The 22,040-nt window shown below is 27.7% G+C and carries 21 protein-coding genes and 1 riboswitch; all 21 genes read right to left on the reverse strand.

What is annotated here, in order from left to right; translation table 11 throughout:
• Nucleotides 1–423: primosomal protein N' family DNA-binding protein (locus BUA70_RS08620; protein ID WP_483188759.1), on the reverse strand; the 423-nt coding region annotated here is incomplete at its 3' end.
• 32 nt (nucleotides 424–455) lie between these two features.
• Nucleotides 456–1,640, reverse strand: a complete 1,185-nt coding sequence (coaBC, locus tag BUA70_RS08625) for a bifunctional phosphopantothenoylcysteine decarboxylase/phosphopantothenate--cysteine ligase CoaBC (RefSeq protein WP_072896326.1) — start codon at nucleotides 1,638–1,640, stop codon at nucleotides 456–458.
• Nucleotides 1,641–1,642: 2 nt separating this feature from the next.
• A complete protein-coding gene (gene rpoZ, locus BUA70_RS08630) occupies nucleotides 1,643–1,861 on the reverse strand; it encodes a DNA-directed RNA polymerase subunit omega (RefSeq protein ID WP_072896328.1) in 219 nt (72 codons plus the stop codon).
• Nucleotides 1,842–2,480 carry a guanylate kinase gene (gene gmk, locus BUA70_RS08635; protein WP_072896330.1) on the reverse strand — a complete coding sequence of 213 codons (639 nt, stop codon included), beginning with the start codon at nucleotides 2,478–2,480 and terminating at the stop codon, nucleotides 1,842–1,844. Before gmk ends, rpoZ begins: the two co-directional genes overlap by 20 nt.
• Nucleotides 2,480–2,749: an extracellular matrix/biofilm regulator RemA gene (remA, locus tag BUA70_RS08640; protein ID WP_072896332.1), complete on the reverse strand. Its 270-nt coding sequence runs from the start codon at nucleotides 2,747–2,749 to the stop codon at nucleotides 2,480–2,482. Before remA ends, gmk begins: the two co-directional genes overlap by 1 nt.
• Before the next feature lie 14 nt (nucleotides 2,750–2,763).
• Nucleotides 2,764–3,648 carry a YicC/YloC family endoribonuclease gene (locus BUA70_RS08645; protein WP_072896334.1) on the reverse strand — a complete coding sequence of 295 codons (885 nt, stop codon included), beginning with the start codon at nucleotides 3,646–3,648 and terminating at the stop codon, nucleotides 2,764–2,766.
• A gap of 224 nt (nucleotides 3,649–3,872) precedes the next feature.
• Entirely contained in the window at nucleotides 3,873–5,480 is a 1,608-nt protein-coding gene (locus BUA70_RS08650; RefSeq protein WP_072896337.1) for an amidohydrolase, read from the reverse strand.
• A 427-nt stretch (nucleotides 5,481–5,907) separates the two neighbouring features.
• A complete protein-coding gene (locus BUA70_RS08655; RefSeq protein WP_072896339.1) occupies nucleotides 5,908–7,260 on the reverse strand; it encodes an NCS2 family permease in 1,353 nt (450 codons plus the stop codon).
• A gap of 159 nt (nucleotides 7,261–7,419) precedes the next feature.
• A riboswitch (purine riboswitch) is annotated at nucleotides 7,420–7,519 on the reverse strand.
• Between the two features lie 84 nt (nucleotides 7,520–7,603).
• Nucleotides 7,604–8,593 carry an asparaginase gene (locus BUA70_RS08660; protein ID WP_072896342.1) on the reverse strand — a complete coding sequence of 330 codons (990 nt, stop codon included), beginning with the start codon at nucleotides 8,591–8,593 and terminating at the stop codon, nucleotides 7,604–7,606.
• Nucleotides 8,594–8,995: 402 nt separating this feature from the next.
• Nucleotides 8,996–10,474 (reverse strand): stage IV sporulation protein A, encoded by a 1,479-nt coding sequence (gene spoIVA / locus BUA70_RS08665; protein WP_072896344.1) that lies wholly within the window; start codon nucleotides 10,472–10,474, stop codon nucleotides 8,996–8,998.
• Nucleotides 10,475–10,604: 130 nt separating this feature from the next.
• Nucleotides 10,605–11,597 (reverse strand): NAD(P)H-dependent glycerol-3-phosphate dehydrogenase, encoded by a 993-nt coding sequence (locus BUA70_RS08670; protein ID WP_072896346.1) that lies wholly within the window; start codon nucleotides 11,595–11,597, stop codon nucleotides 10,605–10,607.
• A 2-nt stretch (nucleotides 11,598–11,599) separates the two neighbouring features.
• Nucleotides 11,600–12,916: a ribosome biogenesis GTPase Der gene (der, locus tag BUA70_RS08675; RefSeq protein ID WP_072896349.1), complete on the reverse strand. Its 1,317-nt coding sequence runs from the start codon at nucleotides 12,914–12,916 to the stop codon at nucleotides 11,600–11,602.
• Between the two features lie 3 nt (nucleotides 12,917–12,919).
• On the reverse strand, nucleotides 12,920–14,254 hold the full coding sequence (locus BUA70_RS08680; protein WP_072896352.1) for a DUF512 domain-containing protein: 1,335 nt from the start codon (nucleotides 14,252–14,254) through the stop codon (nucleotides 12,920–12,922).
• A gap of 250 nt (nucleotides 14,255–14,504) precedes the next feature.
• The gene (gene pstB / locus BUA70_RS08685; protein ID WP_072896354.1) at nucleotides 14,505–15,254 is read right to left on the reverse strand and encodes a phosphate ABC transporter ATP-binding protein PstB; all 750 of its coding nucleotides are present in this window, start codon (nucleotides 15,252–15,254) and stop codon (nucleotides 14,505–14,507) included.
• Between the two features lie 12 nt (nucleotides 15,255–15,266).
• Nucleotides 15,267–16,166, reverse strand: a complete 900-nt coding sequence (gene pstA, locus BUA70_RS08690) for a phosphate ABC transporter permease PstA (RefSeq protein ID WP_072896357.1) — start codon at nucleotides 16,164–16,166, stop codon at nucleotides 15,267–15,269.
• Nucleotides 16,163–17,056: a phosphate ABC transporter permease subunit PstC gene (pstC, locus tag BUA70_RS08695; protein ID WP_072896359.1), complete on the reverse strand. Its 894-nt coding sequence runs from the start codon at nucleotides 17,054–17,056 to the stop codon at nucleotides 16,163–16,165. The genes pstA and pstC overlap by 4 nt, the downstream gene beginning before the upstream one ends.
• A gap of 60 nt (nucleotides 17,057–17,116) precedes the next feature.
• On the reverse strand, nucleotides 17,117–17,998 hold the full coding sequence (locus BUA70_RS08700) for a phosphate ABC transporter substrate-binding protein (RefSeq protein ID WP_072896361.1): 882 nt from the start codon (nucleotides 17,996–17,998) through the stop codon (nucleotides 17,117–17,119).
• 277 nt (nucleotides 17,999–18,275) lie between these two features.
• Nucleotides 18,276–19,985: a two-component system histidine kinase PnpS gene (gene pnpS / locus BUA70_RS08705; RefSeq protein WP_072896363.1), complete on the reverse strand. Its 1,710-nt coding sequence runs from the start codon at nucleotides 19,983–19,985 to the stop codon at nucleotides 18,276–18,278.
• Between the two features lie 3 nt (nucleotides 19,986–19,988).
• Nucleotides 19,989–20,687 (reverse strand): response regulator transcription factor, encoded by a 699-nt coding sequence (locus BUA70_RS08710; RefSeq protein WP_072896365.1) that lies wholly within the window; start codon nucleotides 20,685–20,687, stop codon nucleotides 19,989–19,991.
• Nucleotides 20,688–20,699: 12 nt separating this feature from the next.
• Nucleotides 20,700–21,425 (reverse strand): peptidoglycan editing factor PgeF, encoded by a 726-nt coding sequence (gene pgeF, locus BUA70_RS08715; protein WP_072896368.1) that lies wholly within the window; start codon nucleotides 21,423–21,425, stop codon nucleotides 20,700–20,702.
• Between the two features lie 123 nt (nucleotides 21,426–21,548).
• On the reverse strand, nucleotides 21,549–22,022 hold the full coding sequence (gene nrdR, locus BUA70_RS08720; protein ID WP_072896371.1) for a transcriptional regulator NrdR: 474 nt from the start codon (nucleotides 22,020–22,022) through the stop codon (nucleotides 21,549–21,551).
• Nucleotides 22,023–22,040: the final 18 nt, after the last annotated feature.

The following is a 22,040-nucleotide window of genomic DNA, read 5'->3' on the forward strand; positions in this document are numbered from 1 at the left end:
AATTTCTTTAAAGTTATCCTTTAAAAATTTTTCTTTAAGTTCTTTCTTAAAAAAAATAGCTGATTTTAATCTATGTTTATTTCCTTTCATAATTCCTTTAGGAATTATTACTCTTATGGCTTCAATATACTTACATAGATATTCTTTTCTCATAAAGTCAATAAGATATAAGTCCTTTAAAGATAAAATAGGTTCATCATCACATAAAGATGATATCTCTTTTATTTTATCTAAGTCTCCATCATATTCAAACAATATATTTAAAACAAACCCTTCTATAGTTTTATTTCCTCTTCCAAAAGGAACCTTAACTCTAAATCCCTTTTTTATTTTATCTTCATATTTTTCAGGAATTAAATAGGTAAAGGGTTTATCGACTTGAAGAGAATCATTATTTACTATAACTTCAGCATAAAATGCCACTTAAATCACCCTTTATAAAATAAAAAAGCGCATTAGCGCTCTTTTATTATGTTAAATAGATTTCTTGCAACTTCTCTTTTAGACATCTTTTCAAGATTTTTTATCTCTCCATCTTTTGAGATTATACTAACCTTGTTTTTATTTGATGCAAATCCTATATCTTCTCCAGTTATATCATTTGCTACAATATAGTCTAAATTCTTTTTTTCTAGCTTTCCCTTTGCATTTTTCATTAAATCATTACTTTCCGCTGCAAAGCCTACTAAAATTTGATTTTTCTTTTTCTTCCCAAGCTCCTTTAATATATCCTTATCTTTTATAAGCTCTATATTAAGGATATCAGAAGATTTTTTTATTTTTTCTTTGCTGTATTCTTTAGGCTTATAATCTGCTACTGCTGCAGACTTTATAACAATATCTTTATCATCAAACTCTGATAATACAACATCATACATTTCTTTATTTGTTTTAATTTCTATTATATTTACACCAAAAGGCTTTTCTATAGAAGTTGGTCCTGTAACTAAGGTTACTTCTGCCCCTCTATCTCTTGCTTCCTCGGCAATGGCATAACCCATTTTTCCAGTAGACCTATTAGTTATATGTCTTACTGGGTCTAATGGAGCAATTGTTGGCCCTGCTGTTACTAATATCTTTTTTCCTTTTAAATCCTTGTTTTCATTGAGCATACTTAAAATTGTTTTAGAAATAATACCTGTATCTTGAAGTTTACCTTTGCCTGTATCTCCGCAGGCTAATCTACCTTCTGCAGGCTCTATAAAACTATATCCAAACTCTTTAAGTTTTTTAATATTATTTTGAACAATAGGATTTTCATACATATTAGTATTCATTGCCGGAGCAAAGACTACTGGAGCTTTAGTTGCCATAATAGTAGTAGATAGCATATCATCTGCTATTCCATTTGCAACTTTTCCAATAATATTTGCTGTGGCAGGAACTATAACCATAAGGTCAGCCTTTTTAGCTAAAGAAATGTGTTGAATTTCCCAAGCTTTTGGCTCTTCAAACATATCTGTAATAACCATATTTTGACTTAATGATTGAAATGAAAGAGGAGTTACAAACTCTGTAGCTGACTTTGTCATTATAACTCTAACTTCCACATCATTTTTTCTAAGTGTACTTATAACGTCTAAAGCTTTATATACAGCTATTCCTCCACTCACGCCTAATACAACACACTTTTTATTCATTTTTACTTCAAGCCTTCTTTCAATTGCTCATAATCAACAAATCCTTCATTCACTTCATTGATTGCAATTGTTAAAGGTTTATTTGAATCTACCTTAACAAAAGTTTCTGCTCCATCAATAATTTGTCTTGCTCTTTTTGATGTAACAATAACTAAAGAATATCTATTGTCTACCTTCTTTAAAAGTTCCACTATTGATGGATTAATCATAGAGTTGTTCATGAATAGTACCCTCCTTAGATTCTAAAATGCTTTCTTTAATTCTATCTACTCTACACTTTTCTGCTAATAAAATTCCTTCTATTTTTTTTACAGCTTCACAAACAGTATCATTAACTACTGCATAGTTATATTTTGATACATAATTTATCTCTTGGTATGCAGATTTAAATCTTGTCATTAAAGATTCTTCTGTTTCACTACCTCTTTTAATTATTCTAGCTTTAAGTTCTTCCATAGAAGGTGGTAATATAAATATAAACACACCGTCTGTAGCTTTTTCCTTAACCTTTAAAGCTCCTTGAATATCTATTTCTAAAATAACATCTTTACCTGAATCCAACATTTCTTCAACTTTAGATTTAGGTGTTCCATAGTAGTTTCCATAAACTTCTGCATGTTCTAAAAAGTCATTTTGTGCTACCTTTTCCCTAAATTCATCTTTAGTTAGGAAGTAATAATTAACTCCCTCAACTTCCCCTTCTCTTGGGTTTCTTGTAGTTGCAGACACAGAAAGATATAAATTATCACACTGTTTTAATAACTCTTTACAAATAGTACCTTTTCCTGCACCAGATGGTCCAGATAATACTATTAAAATTCCTCTTTTATGATTATGCATTATTCATCAACCTCATCTACAACTTCATCTTTAGTTGATAATCTGTGCGCAACAGTTTCTGGTTGTACTGCTGATAAAATAACATGATCACTATCTGTTATTATTACAGCTCTTGTTCTTCTTCCATAGGTTGCATCAATAAGCATACCTCTATCTCTAGCCTCTTGAATTATTCTTTTAATAGGTGCTGATTCTGGACTTACAATTGCAACTAATCTGTTTGCGGAAACTATGTTTCCAAATCCAATGTTAATAAGTTTTATACTCATGGTCATCCTCCTAATTATTCAATATTTTGAATTTGCTCTCTTATTTTTTCTATAATATTTTTAATATTGATGACTAAATTTGTTATATTTAAATCAGTAGATTTAGATGCTATTGTATTAGATTCTCTATTCATTTCTTGTATTAAAAAATCTAACTTTCTGCCTATAGGCTCTTCTAAACTTAATGTATCTCTCATTTGACTTATATGGCTTTTTAACCTAGTCACTTCTTCATCTATAGCTGCTTTATCTGCAAATATTGCAACTTCCATTGCAATTCTTTGTTCATCTATTTCTACATTATCTAAAAGATCTGAAATTCTTTCTTGAAGCTTAGTTTTATAAGCTTCAACTACTAAAGGAGATTTTTTATCTATTTCATCAACCCAAACTTCTATTTTAGAACATTTTTCTAAAATATCTTCTTTAAGTTTTTCTCCTTCCGTTTCTCTCATTTCAATTATTTTATGTAATGCTTTATCTAAAAGTGGTGAAATCTCACCCCATATAGTATCTAAATTTTCTTCTTTTTCTTCTGTTGTTATTACATCTTGAAATCTTGCTATTAATGAAACAGATACATCATTTTTTATATCTTTATATCTATTTTCTAATGTTTTTAAACATTCCATATAGCTATCTGCAAGTTCTGTATTTATTTTTGCTACTGTATTACATTGACCATAATTTTTATAATTTAAGAAAATATCAACTTTTCCTCTATTTAACTTTTCAGAAACAGATTTTCTTATTTTTTCTTCTAGGGATATCATAGATTTTGGCATTCTAACATTAATATCTAAATATCTATGATTAACACTTTTTATTTCTAAAGTGTATATTCTATCTTTACCTTCCTCTGTAGTTGCTCTACCAAATCCGGTCATGCTTTTAATCATCTTCATCATCCTTCCATAGGAAACTATATATACTTTACAACTCCCTTAATGGCAAGTCAATGGTTTGTTAATAAAAAATTTACAAATATTTTTATATTTATTTTTATTATTCTATATTTTAATTAATTAATTTATGCAAATAAAGTTTCATTAAAAATTTTATTTTCCACTTAATGCCTTAATACAATTCATCTAACAATAATATCTTTTATTTTATGAAATCTTTAATTACTAACTTTTTTATATAAAACTTTTCCTTCTTTTATTGTTTCAATGACTTTAATATCCTTTATATCCATCTTATCAACCTTTAGTGGATTTTTATCTAAAATTATTAAATCTGCAAGTTTACCTTCCTTTATTGATCCTTTTATATTCTCTTCAAAATATTGATAAGCTGCATTTATAGTTACAGCTTTTAACGCTTCTATAGTGGTAACTCTTTCATCTGGTCCAATAATAACTCCTGATTTAGTAATTCTATTTACTGCACACCAAATAGTAAATACCATATCTGGTAAAATAACTGGAGTATCTTGGTGTAATGTATATGTAATTTCTCCTAAATTTACAGTTGTTTTAACTGGACTTATCTTAAAAGCTCTTTCTTTTCCAAGATTTTTAATATGAACATCACCCCAGAAATAAGTATGAGCTACAAAATAAGATGGTATCATATTTATCTTTTTCATATCTGCAACTTGATCTTCCCTAACTATTTGTGAATGAATCATTACAGGACGATATATATCATTATATTTTTCTGATTTTATTGCCTTTTTAAAAGCATCTAAGTATTGGTCTGCTGCTGCATCTCCATTTGTATGAGCTAAAAGTTGTTCTTTACAATCCAATGCCTCCTCTACTAGTTCTACTACCTTCTCACCTGGATAATTAGGATATCCACGATAAGTTCTTTCACCTTCATATGGTTTTGTAAGATAAGCTGTTCTTTCTTGAGGTGAACCATCTAAAAATATTTTAAATCCACCAATTTTAAATCTATTTATATATTTATTTACAAAGTCTTTATTATCATAATAAATATGTTTAGAATCAGCTAAATCTATATATCCTATAATATCCATTTCAATATTTTTAACATCTGACATATGCTTTAATATTTTAAATTCAGTATCTCTTATAAATCCATCCTGTGCTGTTGTTATTCCATAACTTTCATATATCTTTTCAGCTTTTTTAAATAAACCTTCCATTTGTTTTAATGATGGCCTTTTAACCTTTAATGAACATTTTCTATAAGCAGCTTCTTCTAAATAACCATTTGGCTCATTTGATTCTAACTCTCTCCCATATTTTCCGCCTACAGGATCTTTTGTATCCTTTGTTATTCCAAAGTACTCCAATCCCTTTGAGTTTGTAGAACCGTTATGCCCTGAAATATGTGATATAAATATAACATGATCTTTTGATACTTTGTCTAATACTTCCTTTGTAGGATTTTTCTTTTCTTTTAAATTATTGTTATCATAACCAAAGCCAACAATCCAATCCTCTGGTGCTAATTCACTTTCTTCTTTAAACTTATTTAATGTATTAATTATATCTTGAAAGCTTCTACATTTATCTAAATTTGCAAAAGCAAGTCCAGTTGCAAAACCTGATATATGACTGTGAGCATCAATAAAAGATGGCATTAAAGTTTTACCTTCTAAATCAATTATTTCTGTTTCATTATCTTTAAGCCTTAAAATTTCTTCTTTGTTCCCTATCTTTTTAATTAAACCATCTTCTACTAATATAGCTTCTACATAAAGATTAGTATCTTCCATAGTTAATATATCGCCATTATAGTAAATTATCTTTTTCATAAAAACACTTCCTTATTTTCAAAGTATATTTAATTATCTTTTCTGCCTTATTTATTTCCATCTATTTTATTGTTATTCTTATTTTCCCAATTATTCGTAATAATTTTATTTAATCAATCTTTTCAAATGCTAATTCAATTTAGAAGTTTTAATATCAATATATTTTAATAATATTTTATTGTTTTTTAATTAATTAAATTTCTCTTGTTTGCTTCCAATAATTTCATTGTAATACTTTTACCTTTATTTATTAATAGCTTTAAGGAAAATTCACTTGAATTTAATTTTATTTACTTTAATGTATTAAAAAAAGACTTTTCCACTAAGTGAAAAAGTCTTTTTTAATAGTCTAAAGTATAATAAACATTTCTTTTATGTTCTTCTAATCTTTATAATCTTATATTAATAATTAAATATTATCGTAAAATTAAAGAATAAGCTTAATCATAAATATAACAGCAAGAATTATCATTATAAAAGAAACTTGTTTCTTTTCCTTTGAGAATATATTATTTAATAAATTTAATATAACATAAGATAATACCCCAAAAATTAATCCATCTCCAATTGAGTATGTTAAAGGCATCATTGCTATTGTTAAAAATGCTGGAAGAGCCTCTGTTATTTCTGAAAAATCAATATTTTTAACTGATCCAAGCATTAAATATCCTACATAAATTAAAGCTGCTGCTGTTGCACATGATGGAATTGCTATAAATATAGGGGAAAAAAACATTGCTATAAGAAAAAGTATTCCTGTAACTACTGCTGTAAGACCTGTTCTTCCTCCAGCCTCTACTCCTGTACTACTTTCTACATAAGTAGTTACTGCTGAAACTCCCATTAAAGCCCCTGTTGTTGTTCCTATGGCATCTACTAATAAAGCTTTGCCAGCATTAGGCATATTCCCCTTTTTATCTAACATATTTGCCCTTGATGCAACTCCTACTAAAGTACCAACAGTATCAAAAAAATCAACAAATAAAAATGTAAATACTATTCCTATAAAAGTCACTATTCCTTGTGCTGATGTAAGCAAAGAAAAATCTAATTTCATTGCAATTGGCGCTATAGATTCAAATTTAAAAAATCCTTGTGGTAAAAATATTCTATAACTTGCTGCAACTTCTGGTTTAAAAAATGCAAAGAACCAAGCTATTAATGTACTACTTAAGATCCCCCAAAGTATAGCTCCCTTTATTTTCTTTTTTTCTAAAACTGCAATTATTATAATCCCTATAAAAGCAATAATTACTGTAGGAGCTTTAAAAGTTCCTAAGGATACTAAAGTTGCATCATTTTTAACTACAAGACCTGCGTTTTGCATTCCTATAAAAGCAATAAAAAGTCCTATCCCTGCCGTTACTGCATATTTTAAGTTTTTTGGTATACAATTAACAACAGCTTCCCTTACCTTAAATAAGGATAATAAAATAAATATTATACCTTCAACAAAAACTGCTGTTAATGCTACTGTCCAGTGAACTCCCATTTGAAGTACTACAGTAAAAGCAAAAAAAGCATTTAATCCCATTCCTGATGCTAACCCTAAAGGTAACTTAGCATATAAACCCATAAGTATAGTTGTAAATCCTGCAGATAAACAGGTAGCTGTAACTAAGGCTCCTTGTGGCATACCTGCTTTACTTAAAATATCTGGATTTACTGCGATTATATAAGCCATTGCTAAAAAAGTAGTAATACCTGCTATTACCTCTGTTTTAGTATTTGTTTTTTCTATAGGCAAATTCACAGAAAATTTTTTAGTTATATTTTGCATTGTAAAGTCCTCCTACTTTTATATAATAAAATTATTAAATTTGTAGATGACCTCATGTGGATTAATTATACTTAAGGTTATAGTCATAATTTTCATAATATTATAAATAACAAAAAGCCATCATAGGCGTGAACCTATGATGGCTAAAATTCAATAATAACCTTCATAAAATCCACCCATAGTCAGATATTTACGGTATCTGGTAGAAACTTCTAGCCCTTATTGCTAGAACTATATGAGTTATCTTACGAATATTATTATAATATAAATTCGTATTATTTGTCAATAATACGAACTTATATTTTTTACAGATTGATATTATACGTTGTTATATTGTTCTTTATTAATAATTATATAATCCTTTTTCAAATAATTCTCTTACTTCTTTTAGGTTCTTAGTATAACTTAATGCTATGATAAGCTTAATTCTAGCTTTTTGTCCTGGAAGGTTGTCTCCAAATATTACTCCTAAATTTCTTAATTCCTTTCCACCACCATGGTATCCGTAAGAATCTAAAACTCTTCCTTCAAAGCAACGGGATGTTATTACTACTGGTATATTATTTTTTAATGCTCTTTCTATACCCTCAACCATATCAGGAGGAACATTACCTCTTCCCATAGCTTCAACAACTATTCCATCTACATTTTTATCTATAGAATAATCTAAAAGAGTTGAATCCATACCTGCTGCTGCCTTTATTAAAACTACCTTTGCATCTATTTTATCTATTTTCATTGGTTTATGTCTTATATTATCCCTATAAAACATTACTCTATTATTATCTACTATTCCTATAGGTCCAAAATTAGGGGTTTTAAAGGCATTAAGTGCCATAGAGTTTACCTTTGTTACCTCTGATGCACTATTAAGCTCACCATTAAAACAAACTAAAACTCCTCTATGTAATGCATCTTCAGAAGAGGCTGTACAAATTGAAGCTGCTAAATTTGCTGGACCATCGTATCCAAGCTCAGAACTACTTCTCATTGCTCCAGTTACTATTATAGGTTTTTCTGTTTTTAATGTTAAATCTAATAAAAATGCTGTTTCCTCTAGAGAATCTGTTCCATGAGTAACTACAACACCTGTTATATCATCTCTATCAGCTAACTTTTGAACAAACTGTGATAAATCTAGCATTATTTCAGGACTCATATGAGGTCCTGGTAAACTTGAAAAATTATGACACTCTATTTTTGCAAATCCTTCTATGCCAGTAACCATTGACATTATCTCTTCTCCACTTAAACTAGGCACTGCTGCATGTATCCTTGGATCAATTTTCATTGATATAGTTCCACCATTGAAAACAATTGCTACTTTTTTCATATTAAAACCTCCGAATTAAACATTATGTATTTGTAAGCATTAACTTAATACTAATTATACTCCTTTATAAGGTTTTTCATAAAAATGTAAATTTTATGATTATTTAAATTTTATTAATATTAAAAAGAACTTTTCATAATTTTATATATTTTATAAACTATATTAATATTTTTCTTTATAAAGTATTGATTTAATGTTAAAAATTTTATTAATTGATAAAATAATAAAATATATAATTATAAAGTACCTCCTTTTTTAGCTAACTAAAATAATTATATTTAAATGCATTAAAATAAAAATAGGAAATCTAAAAAAACAATTTTAGATTTCCTTATAATTCCATATGAATTTTAACAATAAATTTTTAAAATATATGTTTATTTAAAATTATCTGATTTATATTTATAAAATTATACAAATTAAAGTTCCATCTCCATCATTTATAATTTTTTGAAGAGTTTTTTGAATTTTTATTTGAGCTTCTTCTGGCATTTTATAAAGCTTATGTTGAAGATCTTCTTTTACTAACATCTCTAAGGATTTTCCAAACATATTACTTTGCCAAAGTTTAGTTCTATCACTTTCAAATTGCTCTAAAAGAGCTCTATAAAGTTCTTCGCTTTCTCTTTCTGATCCCATCATAGGTGTTATCTCCGTTTTTATGTCTGCTTTAATTAGATGAAGACTTGGAGCACTAGCTTTTAATTTAACTGCATATTTTCCACCTTGCTTTACAATCTCCGGTTCTTCAAATTTCATTTCTGATAATTGTGGTGCAACTAACCCATATCCAGTTTCTCTCACTTCATTAAGAGCATAAGAAACCTTATCATACTCAACCTTTGCAACATTAAGTTCTTTAACTAAAGATAATAAATCACTTTCTGATAAAATATCTGAGTCACAAATCTCACTTAATATTTTATAAAAAATCCCTTGTTTTGGATTCATCTTAACTCTTGCAGTACCATCTCCAAGATTCATTTCACAGATATTAGTAGCTCCTAAAAACTCCTCTTCACTATAACTTTCTAAGCACTCTTTAATATCTCTTACTTTATTTATGTTTTTACACATATTTTTTACTATGTTTAAAAAGCCAGATTTTAACCAATGAGATGGAGATAATTTTTCAACCCATTCTGGCATATCAATATTTATTTCCTTTACAGGGAATTCTTTAAGTACTTTTTTGAATAAACCAGTAATATCTTCTTCAGTCATATTTATAACATTCATAGGTTGAACAGGAACTTTATATTTATCTTCTAACTCTTCTTTAAGTTTTTTTACTTCATCAGAATCAATATTTTTAGAATTAAGTACAATTATAAATGGCTTATTTATAAGCTTAAGCTCTTCAATAACTCTCTCTTCAGCTTCCATATAATCTTCTCTACTAATTCCTGTAATACTTCCATCAGTAGTAACTACTAAGCCTATAGTTGAATGATCAGTTATTACTTTTCTTGTACCTATTTCTGCTGCATCTTCAAAAGGTATCTCATAATCAAACCATGGAGTTGTTACCATTTTACTGTCTTCCCCTTCCAAATAACCAAGAGCTCCTTCAACTATATATCCAACACAGTCTACCATTCTAACTTTAAACTTTATTCCATCTCCTAAATTTATTTCTATAGCCTCATTAGGTACAAATTTAGGTTCAGTAGTATGGATACTTTTTCCTGAACCACTTTGAGGAAGTTCATCCTTTGCTCTTTCTTTTTTATAAGTATTTTCTATTTTAGGTATTACCATAAGATCCATGAATCTTTTAATAAATGTTGATTTTCCAGTTCTAACTGGACCTACAACTCCAACGTAAATATCTCCTTGAGTTCTTTCAGAAATATCTTTATATATGCTAAAGTTATCCACGTTATACCCTCCTAATTATTTATTAACAGTATATATATATTGGAAAAACTTAAATAATATACTAAAAAATAAAAAGAGATAGAAAATATTTCTATCTCTTTAGTATAAAGTTAAAAGAATAAATTTTTAATTAGTAAAGTTCACTTTTCTTATCTCTTGCCATTAGTTCATTAACACCTTCAATAGGATCTTTTCCTTTAAATAAGACTTTATAAAGTATATCTGTTATTGGCATTGAAATATTTTTAGTCTCTTTTAAGTGATAAAAAGCTTTGCAAGCTTTAACTCCTTCAACAACCATACCTACATCTTTAAGAGCATCTTCTAAGGATTCTCCTTTACCTATAAGTATTCCCGCTCTTCTGTTTCTACTATGTAAACTCGTGCAAGTAACAATTAAATCTCCCATTCCTGTTAATCCAAAAAAGGTTTCTGCTCTTCCACCAAGCTCTACTCCAATTCTACTTATTTCCTTCATTCCTCTAGTCATCAAAGCAGCTTTTGCATTATCACCATAACCTATACCATCTGCAACTCCTGCAGCAAGAGCTATGATGTTTTTAACTGCACCGCCGATTTCTACTCCTACTAAATCATCATTAGTATATACTCTAAAACTTGGGGCCATAAATAAATCTTGTACCTTCTTTGCATACTTCATATCCTTTGAAGATACAACTAAAGTAGTAGGAATGCCAATTGCTACTTCCTCTGCATGGCTAGGACCAGACATTATAACTACTGGATTTTGAAGTTCCTCTTCTATAACAACAGATAATCTTTTATCTGATTCCTCTTCTATACCTTTAGCTATACTAATTACAATTGCACTCTTTGGAATAATATCCTTAATCTCCTTACATATACTTCTAATTACATGGGATGGCACTGCTAAAACTATATATTCAGCATCTTTTAAAGCTTCTTTTTTATCACAGAAAGCAGTGACATTTTTAGGAATAAAGACGTCCTTTAAGTATTTATTATTATGTCTATTTTTATTTATTTCCTCTACAACATCTTTTTTTCTGTCCCAGATCCTAACTTCTTCGCCTTTACTTGCTAATAAAACCCCTAAAGCAGTTCCGAAACTTCCGCCTCCTAGAAAAGTCACTTTACTCATAATTATTCCTTCCTTTCTCTATACTCTATCTCTATACCAGTACCTTTAAAATCAAAACTTTCTCTTAATTGATTTTCCAAATATCTTCCATATGAAAAATGAAGAGCACTTGGATCATTTACAAAGAATATAAATTTTGGTGGCTTATTTGCCACTTGTGTAACATAATAAATTTTAAGTCTCTTTAAGCCAACTATTGGTGGCTCCTTCATTAAAACAGCTTTACTTATTACATCATTTAATATACCTGTTGATATTCTCTTTGAATAATTATTATAACACATTTTTGCTATTTCTAGTACCTTATGTACTCTTTGACCAGTCATAGCTGATATAAATAGATATGGTGCATACTTAAGGAATGAAAGTTTAACCTGTAAGTCATTTTGATATTTAACCATAGTTTTATCATCTTTTTCTATTAAGTCCCACTTATTTACAATAACCATAATTGCTTTATTTAATTCGTGAGCAAATCCTATGATTTTTTCATCTTGTTCTGTAACACCAACCTCAGCATCAACCATTAATATGCATACATCGGCTCTTTCAATAGCTGCATAAGTTCTTATTACTGAATATCTTTCAATTTCTTCCTTAACTTTGCTCTTTCTTCTAAGCCCAGCTGTATCTATTAATATAAATTTACCTTCATCAGTTTCTAAATAACTATCTATAGCATCTCTTGTAGTTCCTGGTACATTACTTACTATTACTCTATCTTCTCCTAAAAGTTTATTTATAAGAGATGACTTTCCTACATTAGGCTTACCTACCATAGCTATTCTTATATACTCATCATCTTCTTCATCTTCACTTCCATTTGGAAAATGCTCTACAACTCTATCTAACATATCTCCAAGACCTAGTCCTTGTGATGCAGATATTGTTACAGGATCACCTATCCCTAAATTATAGAATTCATAAGCATTATCTTCATCTCTTAGATGATCTATTTTATTTACTACTAGAACTACTGGTTTTCTACTTTTTCTAAGCATTTGAGCAACTTCATGATCTGCTGCTGTTAATCCTTCCTTACCATCTACTATAAAAACAATAACGTCAGCAGTTTCTATTGCCATTTGTGCCTGTCTTCTCATTTGTTTTACTATGATATCTTCACTTTCAGGCTCTATACCACCTGTATCTATCATTGTAAATTCGTGATTTAACCAGTCTGCTTGAGCATATACTCTATCTCTAGTTACTCCTGGAGTATCTTGTACTATTGATATTCTCTTTCCAGCTAATCTATTAAATAGTGTAGATTTACCTACATTTGGTCTTCCTACTATAGCTACTATTGGTTTTCCCATTTGCTATACCTCCTTGCAATATTCATTTATTAAGTCAATAAGGTCTTCCCCTGTGTAATCACAAACTATTACCTTAACTCCTAACGCTTCTTCTATGTCTTTTATTTTAGTATTATCAAGCATTATCTTATCTTCTATGCTTCCCATTTCATAGCCTTTTCTAAACATATTATCAGGCATAATTAAATACTTAGATTTAATTTTATCTTTAAGCTGATTTATTATATCTGTACCTGTTAAAAGTCCTGCTACAGTAATGGTTTCTCCAAAATATTTATTTTTTATTGCATAAACATCTATAAGAACTTTTTCGTTTTTATTAGATATTTTATCTGCAATGCTCTTTATTTCATTATAAGCTAAAGTTCCAGTAATCATTGAAAAACTTCCAGAAATATCTTTATCTAAATGATTTAAATCTTTATCTATTGTATCTCTTAAAAGCCTAACCATTCCTATACCATCTTCAATTTGACCATAGGAACCATAAAATTCTTCCTTTGGAATCTCCTTTTCTGCCATTATGTAAAATTCATCTGATAATCTTACAAAAGGATATCCTACTTCCTTTAAATATTTATCTTGAAGTTCTTTTACATTTTCTATTTCTTTAGCTGCAGTTTCTTTATTAAAGGTATTTACTTTAAAAAGTCCTTCCCTAAACTTAGTGATTCCAATTGGAACTGCTGCTATATTTTGAACTGCTGGATATAATTTATAAAGGTCTTCTACTGTTCTTTTAAGCTCATCTCCATTGTTTAGTCCTGGGACAACTACTATTTGAGCATTAATGGTAATTTCAGCCTCTGCCAATTTTTTAAGTCTATCATAAATTTTACCTGCAAATCTGTTATTTAGCATTTTAACTCTAAGTTCAGGATTAGTTGTGTGAACAGATACATTAATTGGACTAATTCTATATTTTATAATCCTTTCTATATCTTCATCCTTCATATTAGTTAAAGTAACAAAGTTTCCTTGTAAAAATGATAATCTTGAATCATCATCTTTAAAATATAAGGTTTCCCTCATACCTTTTGGAAGTTGATCTATAAAACAAAATATACACTTATTACTACAACTTTTTGCTTTATCCATAATAGAGTCTTCAAACTCTACTCCTAAATCTTCACTATAGTCTTTTTCTATTTCAAATTCCCAAATCTCACCATTTGCTTTTTGAATTTCTACTTCTACATATTCATCAGCAAGTAAAAATCTATAATCTATTATATCTTTAACTTCAGTACCATTAATTGATAATAAGATATCTCCTACTTCAAATCCCATTTCTTCTCCAATTCCACCTGGAATTATTTTGTTTATCTTAGTTTTCATCCTTTCAACTCCTATTATCAACATTACTTCATTATGTTATATTACATTATTACAGTTTTATAGTCAATAATTAAGAAAAGGATAGTATTTTAAAGTTATATTTGAATAAGTTATAAATTTACTATTTATTCTAAATAAAACCTTTAACAAAATCTATCCTCTTAAATTTATATTTAATTTTATATAAATCATTAATTTAAAGTTTTAAAAATTTTATATAATTATGTTTTTCAATTATTATAAAACTTAATTATCCAAATCTTCCTGTTATGTAATCTTTTGTTTTTATATTTTTAGGATTATTAAATATATCCTTTGTATCTCCATACTCTATTACCTCTCCACTAAGGAAAAAAGCTGTTTTATCTGCAATTCTTTTAGCTTGCTGCATATTATGGGTTACTATTACAACTGTGTATTTTTTCTTTAAATCTTCTATAAGTTCTTCTATTTTACTAGTAGAAATTGGATCTAATGCAGAAGTTGGTTCATCCATTAAGATTACTTCTGGTTCTACTGCTAAAGTTCTTGCAATACAAAGTCTTTGCTGCTGTCCTCCTGATAAACCTAATGCATTCTTTTTTAATCTATCTTTAACCTCATCAAAAAGAGCTGCTCCTTTTAAACTTCTTTCAACTATTTCATCTATTTTTTCTTTATTTTTCATTCCATGTATTCTAGGTCCATATGCAATATTATCATAAATAGACATAGGAAAAGGATTTGCCTTTTGAAATACTATTCCTATTTTTTTTCTTAATTCTATTTCATCATAACCTTTATATATGTTTTTTCCCTCAAAAATAACTTCTCCTTGAATTTTTACTTTATCTATATAATCATTCATTCTATTTATAGTTCTTAGAAAAGTTGACTTTCCACAACCTGAAGGTCCTATAAGTGCTGTTACTGTATTTTTATATATCTCTATATTTATATTCTTAAGTCCATGAACCTTATCATAATATAAATTTAAATTTTTAGTTACTATTATTGACATTAAGCACCTCTCCTATTTACCAGTATAATGTTTATAAAATCCATTACCTATAATTCTTGCCCCAAAGTTAAAAATTAAAACTATTAATATTAATATAGCTGATGAGCCATTTGCTATTTTAGCAGCATCTGGCACAATTCCTTCTGAATTTAATTTCCAGATATGAACTGCTAAGGTTTCTGCTGGTCTAAAAAGATTATAAGCAGAAAGTTTTCCCTGGGCTGTCATAGAAAATAAATTTAACCTATCAAATTTAACAATAGGAGCAATCATTCCAGCAGTATATAAAAAAGCTGCTGCTTCTCCTAAAATTCTGCCTGCTGAAAGTATTATACCTGTTAAAACCCCTGGTATAGCTATTGGAATAGTTACCTTTTTTATTGTTTGCCATCTTGTTGCTCCTAATCCTAAACTAGCTTCCCTTACTTTTTTTGATGCCTCCTTTATAGCATTTTCGCTAATTCTTGTCATAGAAGGTAGATTTAAAATACTTACAGATAAAGCTCCTGCTAAAATAGAATATTTCCATCCTACTAAGGTTACAAAAACTAAAAGTCCAAAAAGTCCTACTACTATTGATGGAAGAGAAGCCATTGTTTCTAAACATAATCTTATAAAATTTACTATTTTACCGTTACCTGCATACTCTGATAAATATATTCCTCCACCAATTCCAATAGGTACAGTTATTAATAAAGATATGAAAAGCATATAAAATGAATTAAAAAGTTGAATTCCTATTCCTCCGCCTTCTTTTGTTCCCTTACTTTCTCCAAAAATAAAGTTAAGATTTAAAGCTTCCCACCCCTTAATTAATATATATATTATAAAAAATGATAGAAAGGCTGTAACAAAAGTTGCTATTGTATAAAATATTATAGTAGCTATTTTGTCTGCTTTTTTCACCTTCAATTTAATTCACCTCTACTTCCTATTTTTTTTATTATTAAAATAAACATAAAAGATATTAGAAGTAATATTAAAGCTAATGACCATAAAGAATTATTCCACTTAGATCCAAAAACAGTATTTGCCATATCCATAGTTAAAATACTAGTTAATGTTGATGTTGGTGATAATAATCCCTTAGGTAATCTTAAAGTATTACCAATAACCATTTGTACTGCTAATGCTTCTCCAAAGGCTCTTGCAATTCCTAAAACTACGGCAGTTAATATACCATTTTTCGCTGCTGGAATTATAACCTTATATATAGTTTGCCATCTTGTTGCTCCTAATCCATAGGAAGCTTCCTTATATTCTTTAGGTAATGCTTTTATAGCATCTGAAGATATTGTTGCAATAGTTGGTAGTATCATTATGCTAAGTACAATTATTGCAGATAGTAAGCTAAATCCTAAACCACCAAAGTAATTTTTTATTAATGGTACTAATAAAGATACTCCTACCCAACCATAAACAACAGAGGGTATTCCTGCAAATATCTCTAAAACTGGCTGTAAAATTTTTTTTCCTATTTTAGGAGATATAATATTCATAAATATTGCTAAGGAAATAGCAATAGGTCCACTTAATAATATAGCTCCTAAGGATACTAAAGTAGATCCAATTATAAATATCAAAGCTCCAAAATTACCAGAATCCTTATTAGGACTCCATTTTGTATTAAATAAAAATTCTAAAATATTATATTTATCCTTTGTAAAGGTTAGGATTCCTTTGCTAACTAAAAAGAATATTATTGATAAAGTTATTAAAATTATTAATCCTCCGCAAAAATAAGAAAATCCTTTTCCTATATATTCATTCTTTAATCTTTTTAAAAGCTTTTTACCTTCCATAATTAAATCCCTCATTTTTTAATTTTATATGTAAGTAAAAATAATAAAATTTTTAATACACTATTTTATTTTCATTTCTGATAATGGAATGAAACCAATTTCTTCCACATAATTTTTATTTTCACCTTTTTCTATAAAGTCTATAAAAGATTCTGTTATTTTCTCCTCCTGCCCTTTAGTGTACATATATCCAAAAGACCAAAAAGGATATTTTCCTTCTTTTATATTTTCTTTTGTTGGCTCTATATTATCTATAGATATTATTTTAAAGTTTTCTTTTTCTATATCATTTAAGTATGCTAACCCTATATAACTTATAGCCCCACTTGAGGTATTTAAAGTTGATTTTAAATTCCCATTTGAATCTTGAATAATCCCAGTACTATCATTTTCTAATTCCTTATCTCCATCTAAAATCTTATCAGTAAAAGTTATTCTTGTTCCTGATGATGCTGGTCTATGAACTACTATTATATCCTTATCATCTCCTCCAAACTCTTTCCAATTAGTTTTACTTCCTGAAAAAATATCTTTTAAATCTTTTTTTGAAAGAGATTTTATATTAACATCTTTACTTAAGACTATTGCAAAACCCTGTACTACTACTTTGTGCTCTTTAAGATTTTTAGCTTCATTATCTCCTAACTTCTCTCTAGCCTTAATATCTGAAACTCCAATATCTACAGCTCCTTGTAGTACCTGAGTTAATCCTGTACCAGATCCACCTCCTTGAACACTTATACTTACATCTTCATTATTTTTTTTAAATTCCTCTGAAGCCCTTTCCATTAAAGGTTGAAGTGCAGTAGATCCAGATAAAGTTATGGCTCCAACTATTTTATTTTCATCATCTTTTTTAGATAAACTGCAGCTTATAAATTGATTGCTTAAAATAAAAACTAATATTAATCCTAGAAAAAAACTAAAATTTCTTTTATTCATATTTTCCCTCCAAAATGTTTTTATCCTATAAATGAATAATAATTTATTAAAGTTAAATTAGTATTGTTTCTCTGTTAAGATTTTTTATAATTCCATTAAATTCTTTTAACATAGCTTTAAGGTTATTATTCTCTTTGGCAAAATATTTTATTAAATTTTATAAAAATATTCTTTATTAACTTTACTTAACATTAATTACAATAAAAAAGAGCTATCACAATAAAAATCTCCTTTTCAAGGTTCATTTTATATTTAGATAACTCTTTTATAATAAATTTTATTTTATATTTTGTCCTTTTATTGTAACTATAAATGTTGTACCTTTTCCTATCTCACTTAATACTTCTATATCTCCATTAAAAGTTTTTATTATATGTTTTACAATGGCAAGCCCCAATCCTGTTCCACCTTTAGCTCTAGATCTTGCTTTATCCACTCTATAAAATCTTTCAAAAAGCCTTGGTATATCTTTTTTAGGTATACCTATTCCTGTATCTTTTATAGAAACTTTAAATTTACCATTATTATTTTCAGTTTCTATATATACTTTATCATTTTTTTCTGAATATTTTATAGCATTATCTACAATGTTTAATATCATCTGTTTAAACTTATCCTTATCTCCTAATAGAGTAAATGTACTATTAAGGTTTATAAAAAGTTCTATATCCTTTTTCTTAGCTTCTATTTTCATCATAGTATATACATTTTCTATAACCTTATTAGGATCAAAATAAGTTAAATTAATTTCTTTATTTTGCTCTATATTAGATAAACTTAATATATCATTTATAAGTCTTGTTAATCTTTCAGCCTCATCATTTATTATATCTAAAAATTTAACTCTATGCTCCTCATCTTCTACATATTTTAAAGTTTCAGCAAATCCCTTTATAGATGTAAGAGGAGTCTTTAATTCATGAGAAACATTGGCTACAAATTGAGATCTTATATTCTCTAAAATTTTTATATCTGTAATATCTTGAACTACGGCTACTGTACCTATATGCTCACCTTCATTAATTATTTCCGCTGTTTTAATTCTAAGTTCTTTTTTATTTGGAGAATCTATTTTTACTTCTCTATATTCATTAGGATTTTCAAAAATATTATCTAAATCAAAATCTTTTATAGTGTCTTTAAGAGTTTCACCTATAATTTTATTTTTAATTCCAAATATTTTTTCCGCATAAGGATTTATCATAATAACCCTATGATTTCTATCTATTGCAATAACTCCACTATCCATACTTTTTAAAATAGCTTCTAATCTATTTTGTTTGTCTATAAGCTCTGCCATAGTACTTTGAAGTTGATCTGCCATTTCATTAAAGGTTTTCCCTAAAGATCCTAGTTCATCATTAGATGTAATTTTAACCCTTCTTCCTAACTCTCCACTAGATATTTTTGATGTCATAAGTTCTAATTCGTTTAAAGGTTCTACAATTATTTTTGTTAATTTTTGAGATATAAATATAGATATTAAAATAACAAAAGTTAATGTAAAAAAATAAAACTTAATATTATGTTGATGAAATAATCTTAAGTTTTCTAAAGGTATGGCACTTCTTATAATATAATCCTCATTTATTTTTGTAGCATAATAAGCTACATTAGAATTTAGCTTTTTATTAAACCTTGTACCATCGCCTTCTCCTTCTTTCATAGCCTTTTCAATCTCTTCCCTATATATATAGTTTTCATAAATATCTAATCCTTCTGAATCATATATAACCTTTCCATCCTTTTCAACTAAAGTTAGCCTTATACCTTTATCTCTTTCTTTTAAGTCTTTAAGGGTATTTATTATATCTTCTTTATTAGAATTATTTCTTAAGGAAATAGCAATAACATCGTTGTAATGCATTAAATTATCCTTTGTTCTATCTATATTTTGATAATTTGAAATTGCAACAAAAGAACATGTTATTATCATCAAAGAAAATATAATAGTTATTCCAAAGGAAAACATTATCTTTTTTTTCATTTTTTATTCTCCATAACCAAATCTATATCCTATACCTCTTATTGTTTCTATAAACTTAGGATTCTTATCATCATCCTCTATTTTTTTTCTTAGATGTCTTATATGTACATCTACAGTTCTTGTTTCTCCTATATATTCATATCCCCATATTTTATCTAATAAAACTTCTCTTGTTAAAACCTTACCTTTATTTTTAATAAGATTTTCTAAAAGTTCAAATTCCTTTAATGTTAAATCTACCTTTTTTCCATTTTTTAAAATCTCATGCTTTACAAAATCGATCTCTAAATTTCCCATTTTTAAAGATTTATCATAATTAGAAACAACAGTGGTTCTTCTTAAAACTGCCCTAACTCTAGCTATAAGTTCTCTAATTGAAAAAGGTTTTGTTATATAATCATCTGCCCCTAATTCTAACCCTAATATTTTATCTAATTCTTCTCCTTTAGCTGTTATCATAATGATTGGAATATTACAAGTTTCTTCATTCTTTCTTATTTCTTTGCAAACATCATAACCATCCTTCCCAGGTATCATTAAATCTAATAATATTAAAGATGGTTTTTCTTCTTTTGCCTTTTTTATAGCATCTATTCCATTATAAGCTGTAATAGCCTTAAATCCTGCATTTTCTATATTAAATTTAACAAGCTCTACGATATGTTCTTCATCATCAACTATAAGAATCTTTTCATATGCCATATTATGTCCTCCTTAATTCATATAAATAAATGAAATTAAACGTCCTGAATTTTCTTTATCTTTTCTATAAGAATGTAATTTTATATTCTTCTCACATAAAGTACAAATTTTTAATGATATTATATTTTCCTCTTTTATTCCTCTATATAAAAGTTGAGACTTTACGCAATTTTCAAGATTCAAAAATCTTCCTTCATGTATTTTAAAATTATTAAAAATATCTTTAGATTTAAATTTCTCTATAAGCTCCTCACTAACTTCATAACATTTACTGCAAATATGAGGTCCTATTATAACTTTAATATTTGATGGATTTGATCCATTTTTTATAAATATATCTACTGCCTTTCCACTAATTTCTTCAAAGGTTCCCTTCCATCCACTATGAACTGCTGAAATAATATTATTTTTATTATCATAAAGAATTACAGGAACACAATCTGCAGTAAAAACTCCTATAGCTATAGACTTTCTTTTTGTATAAAGTCCATCACCTTTTTTTATATCTAATCCAAAATCTTTATCTATATTATATATTTTATTACCATGTATTTGTTCTAAAAACTTAAAATCCTTTAAGTTTAAATCTTCTTTTAAGTCATCTAAATGATTATATAATTCATTACTTCCTATTTTAAAGCTCACATTATTTTTAGCTGTAGAGAAGAGCATATTAATATTTTTATCTTGTAATTTTATAAATTCCATATCTTTTATATTTATTATTTTTTTATCCATAAAAACTCCTCCTAAAATATCTTAATATAATTATACAGTAAAAGAACAATTTTTTAATTTTTTTAACACTACTTTAACATTAAATTTTAAAAAAATAAGCAAAGAGATTATAAAACTCCTTGCTTATTTTTCATCATCACTATTTTCTACATTCATTAAATTTTTTATTTCTTCCATAAAGGTATTAATATCTTTAAATTGTCTATAAACCGATGCAAATCTAACATAGGATACTTCATCAATAGATTTAAGCCTTTCCATTATCATTTCCCCTATGTAATCAGATTTAACCTCTGCAAGCATTTTATTGCTGATTTTCTTTTCAATATCCTCTGCAATATCTTCTATTTGCTTTCTAGAAACCGGTCTTTTTTGGCAAGCTTTTATAAGACCATTAATTATCTTTCCTTTATTAAAATTTTCTCTCGTTAAATCTTTTTTTATTACTAGTATAGGTATATCCTCTACCTTTTCATATGTTGTATATCTTTTACCACAACCTAAACATTCTCTTCTCCTTCTAATAGCTGCATAATCATCTGTTGATCTTGAATCTACAACCTTACTTTCTTCATAAGCACAATATGGACATCTCAACTATTTCACGCCCTTCCA

It is taken from the genome of Clostridium fallax (assembly GCF_900129365.1).
In the GTDB taxonomy this organism is placed as follows: domain Bacteria; phylum Bacillota; class Clostridia; order Clostridiales; family Clostridiaceae; genus Clostridium_AH; species Clostridium_AH fallax.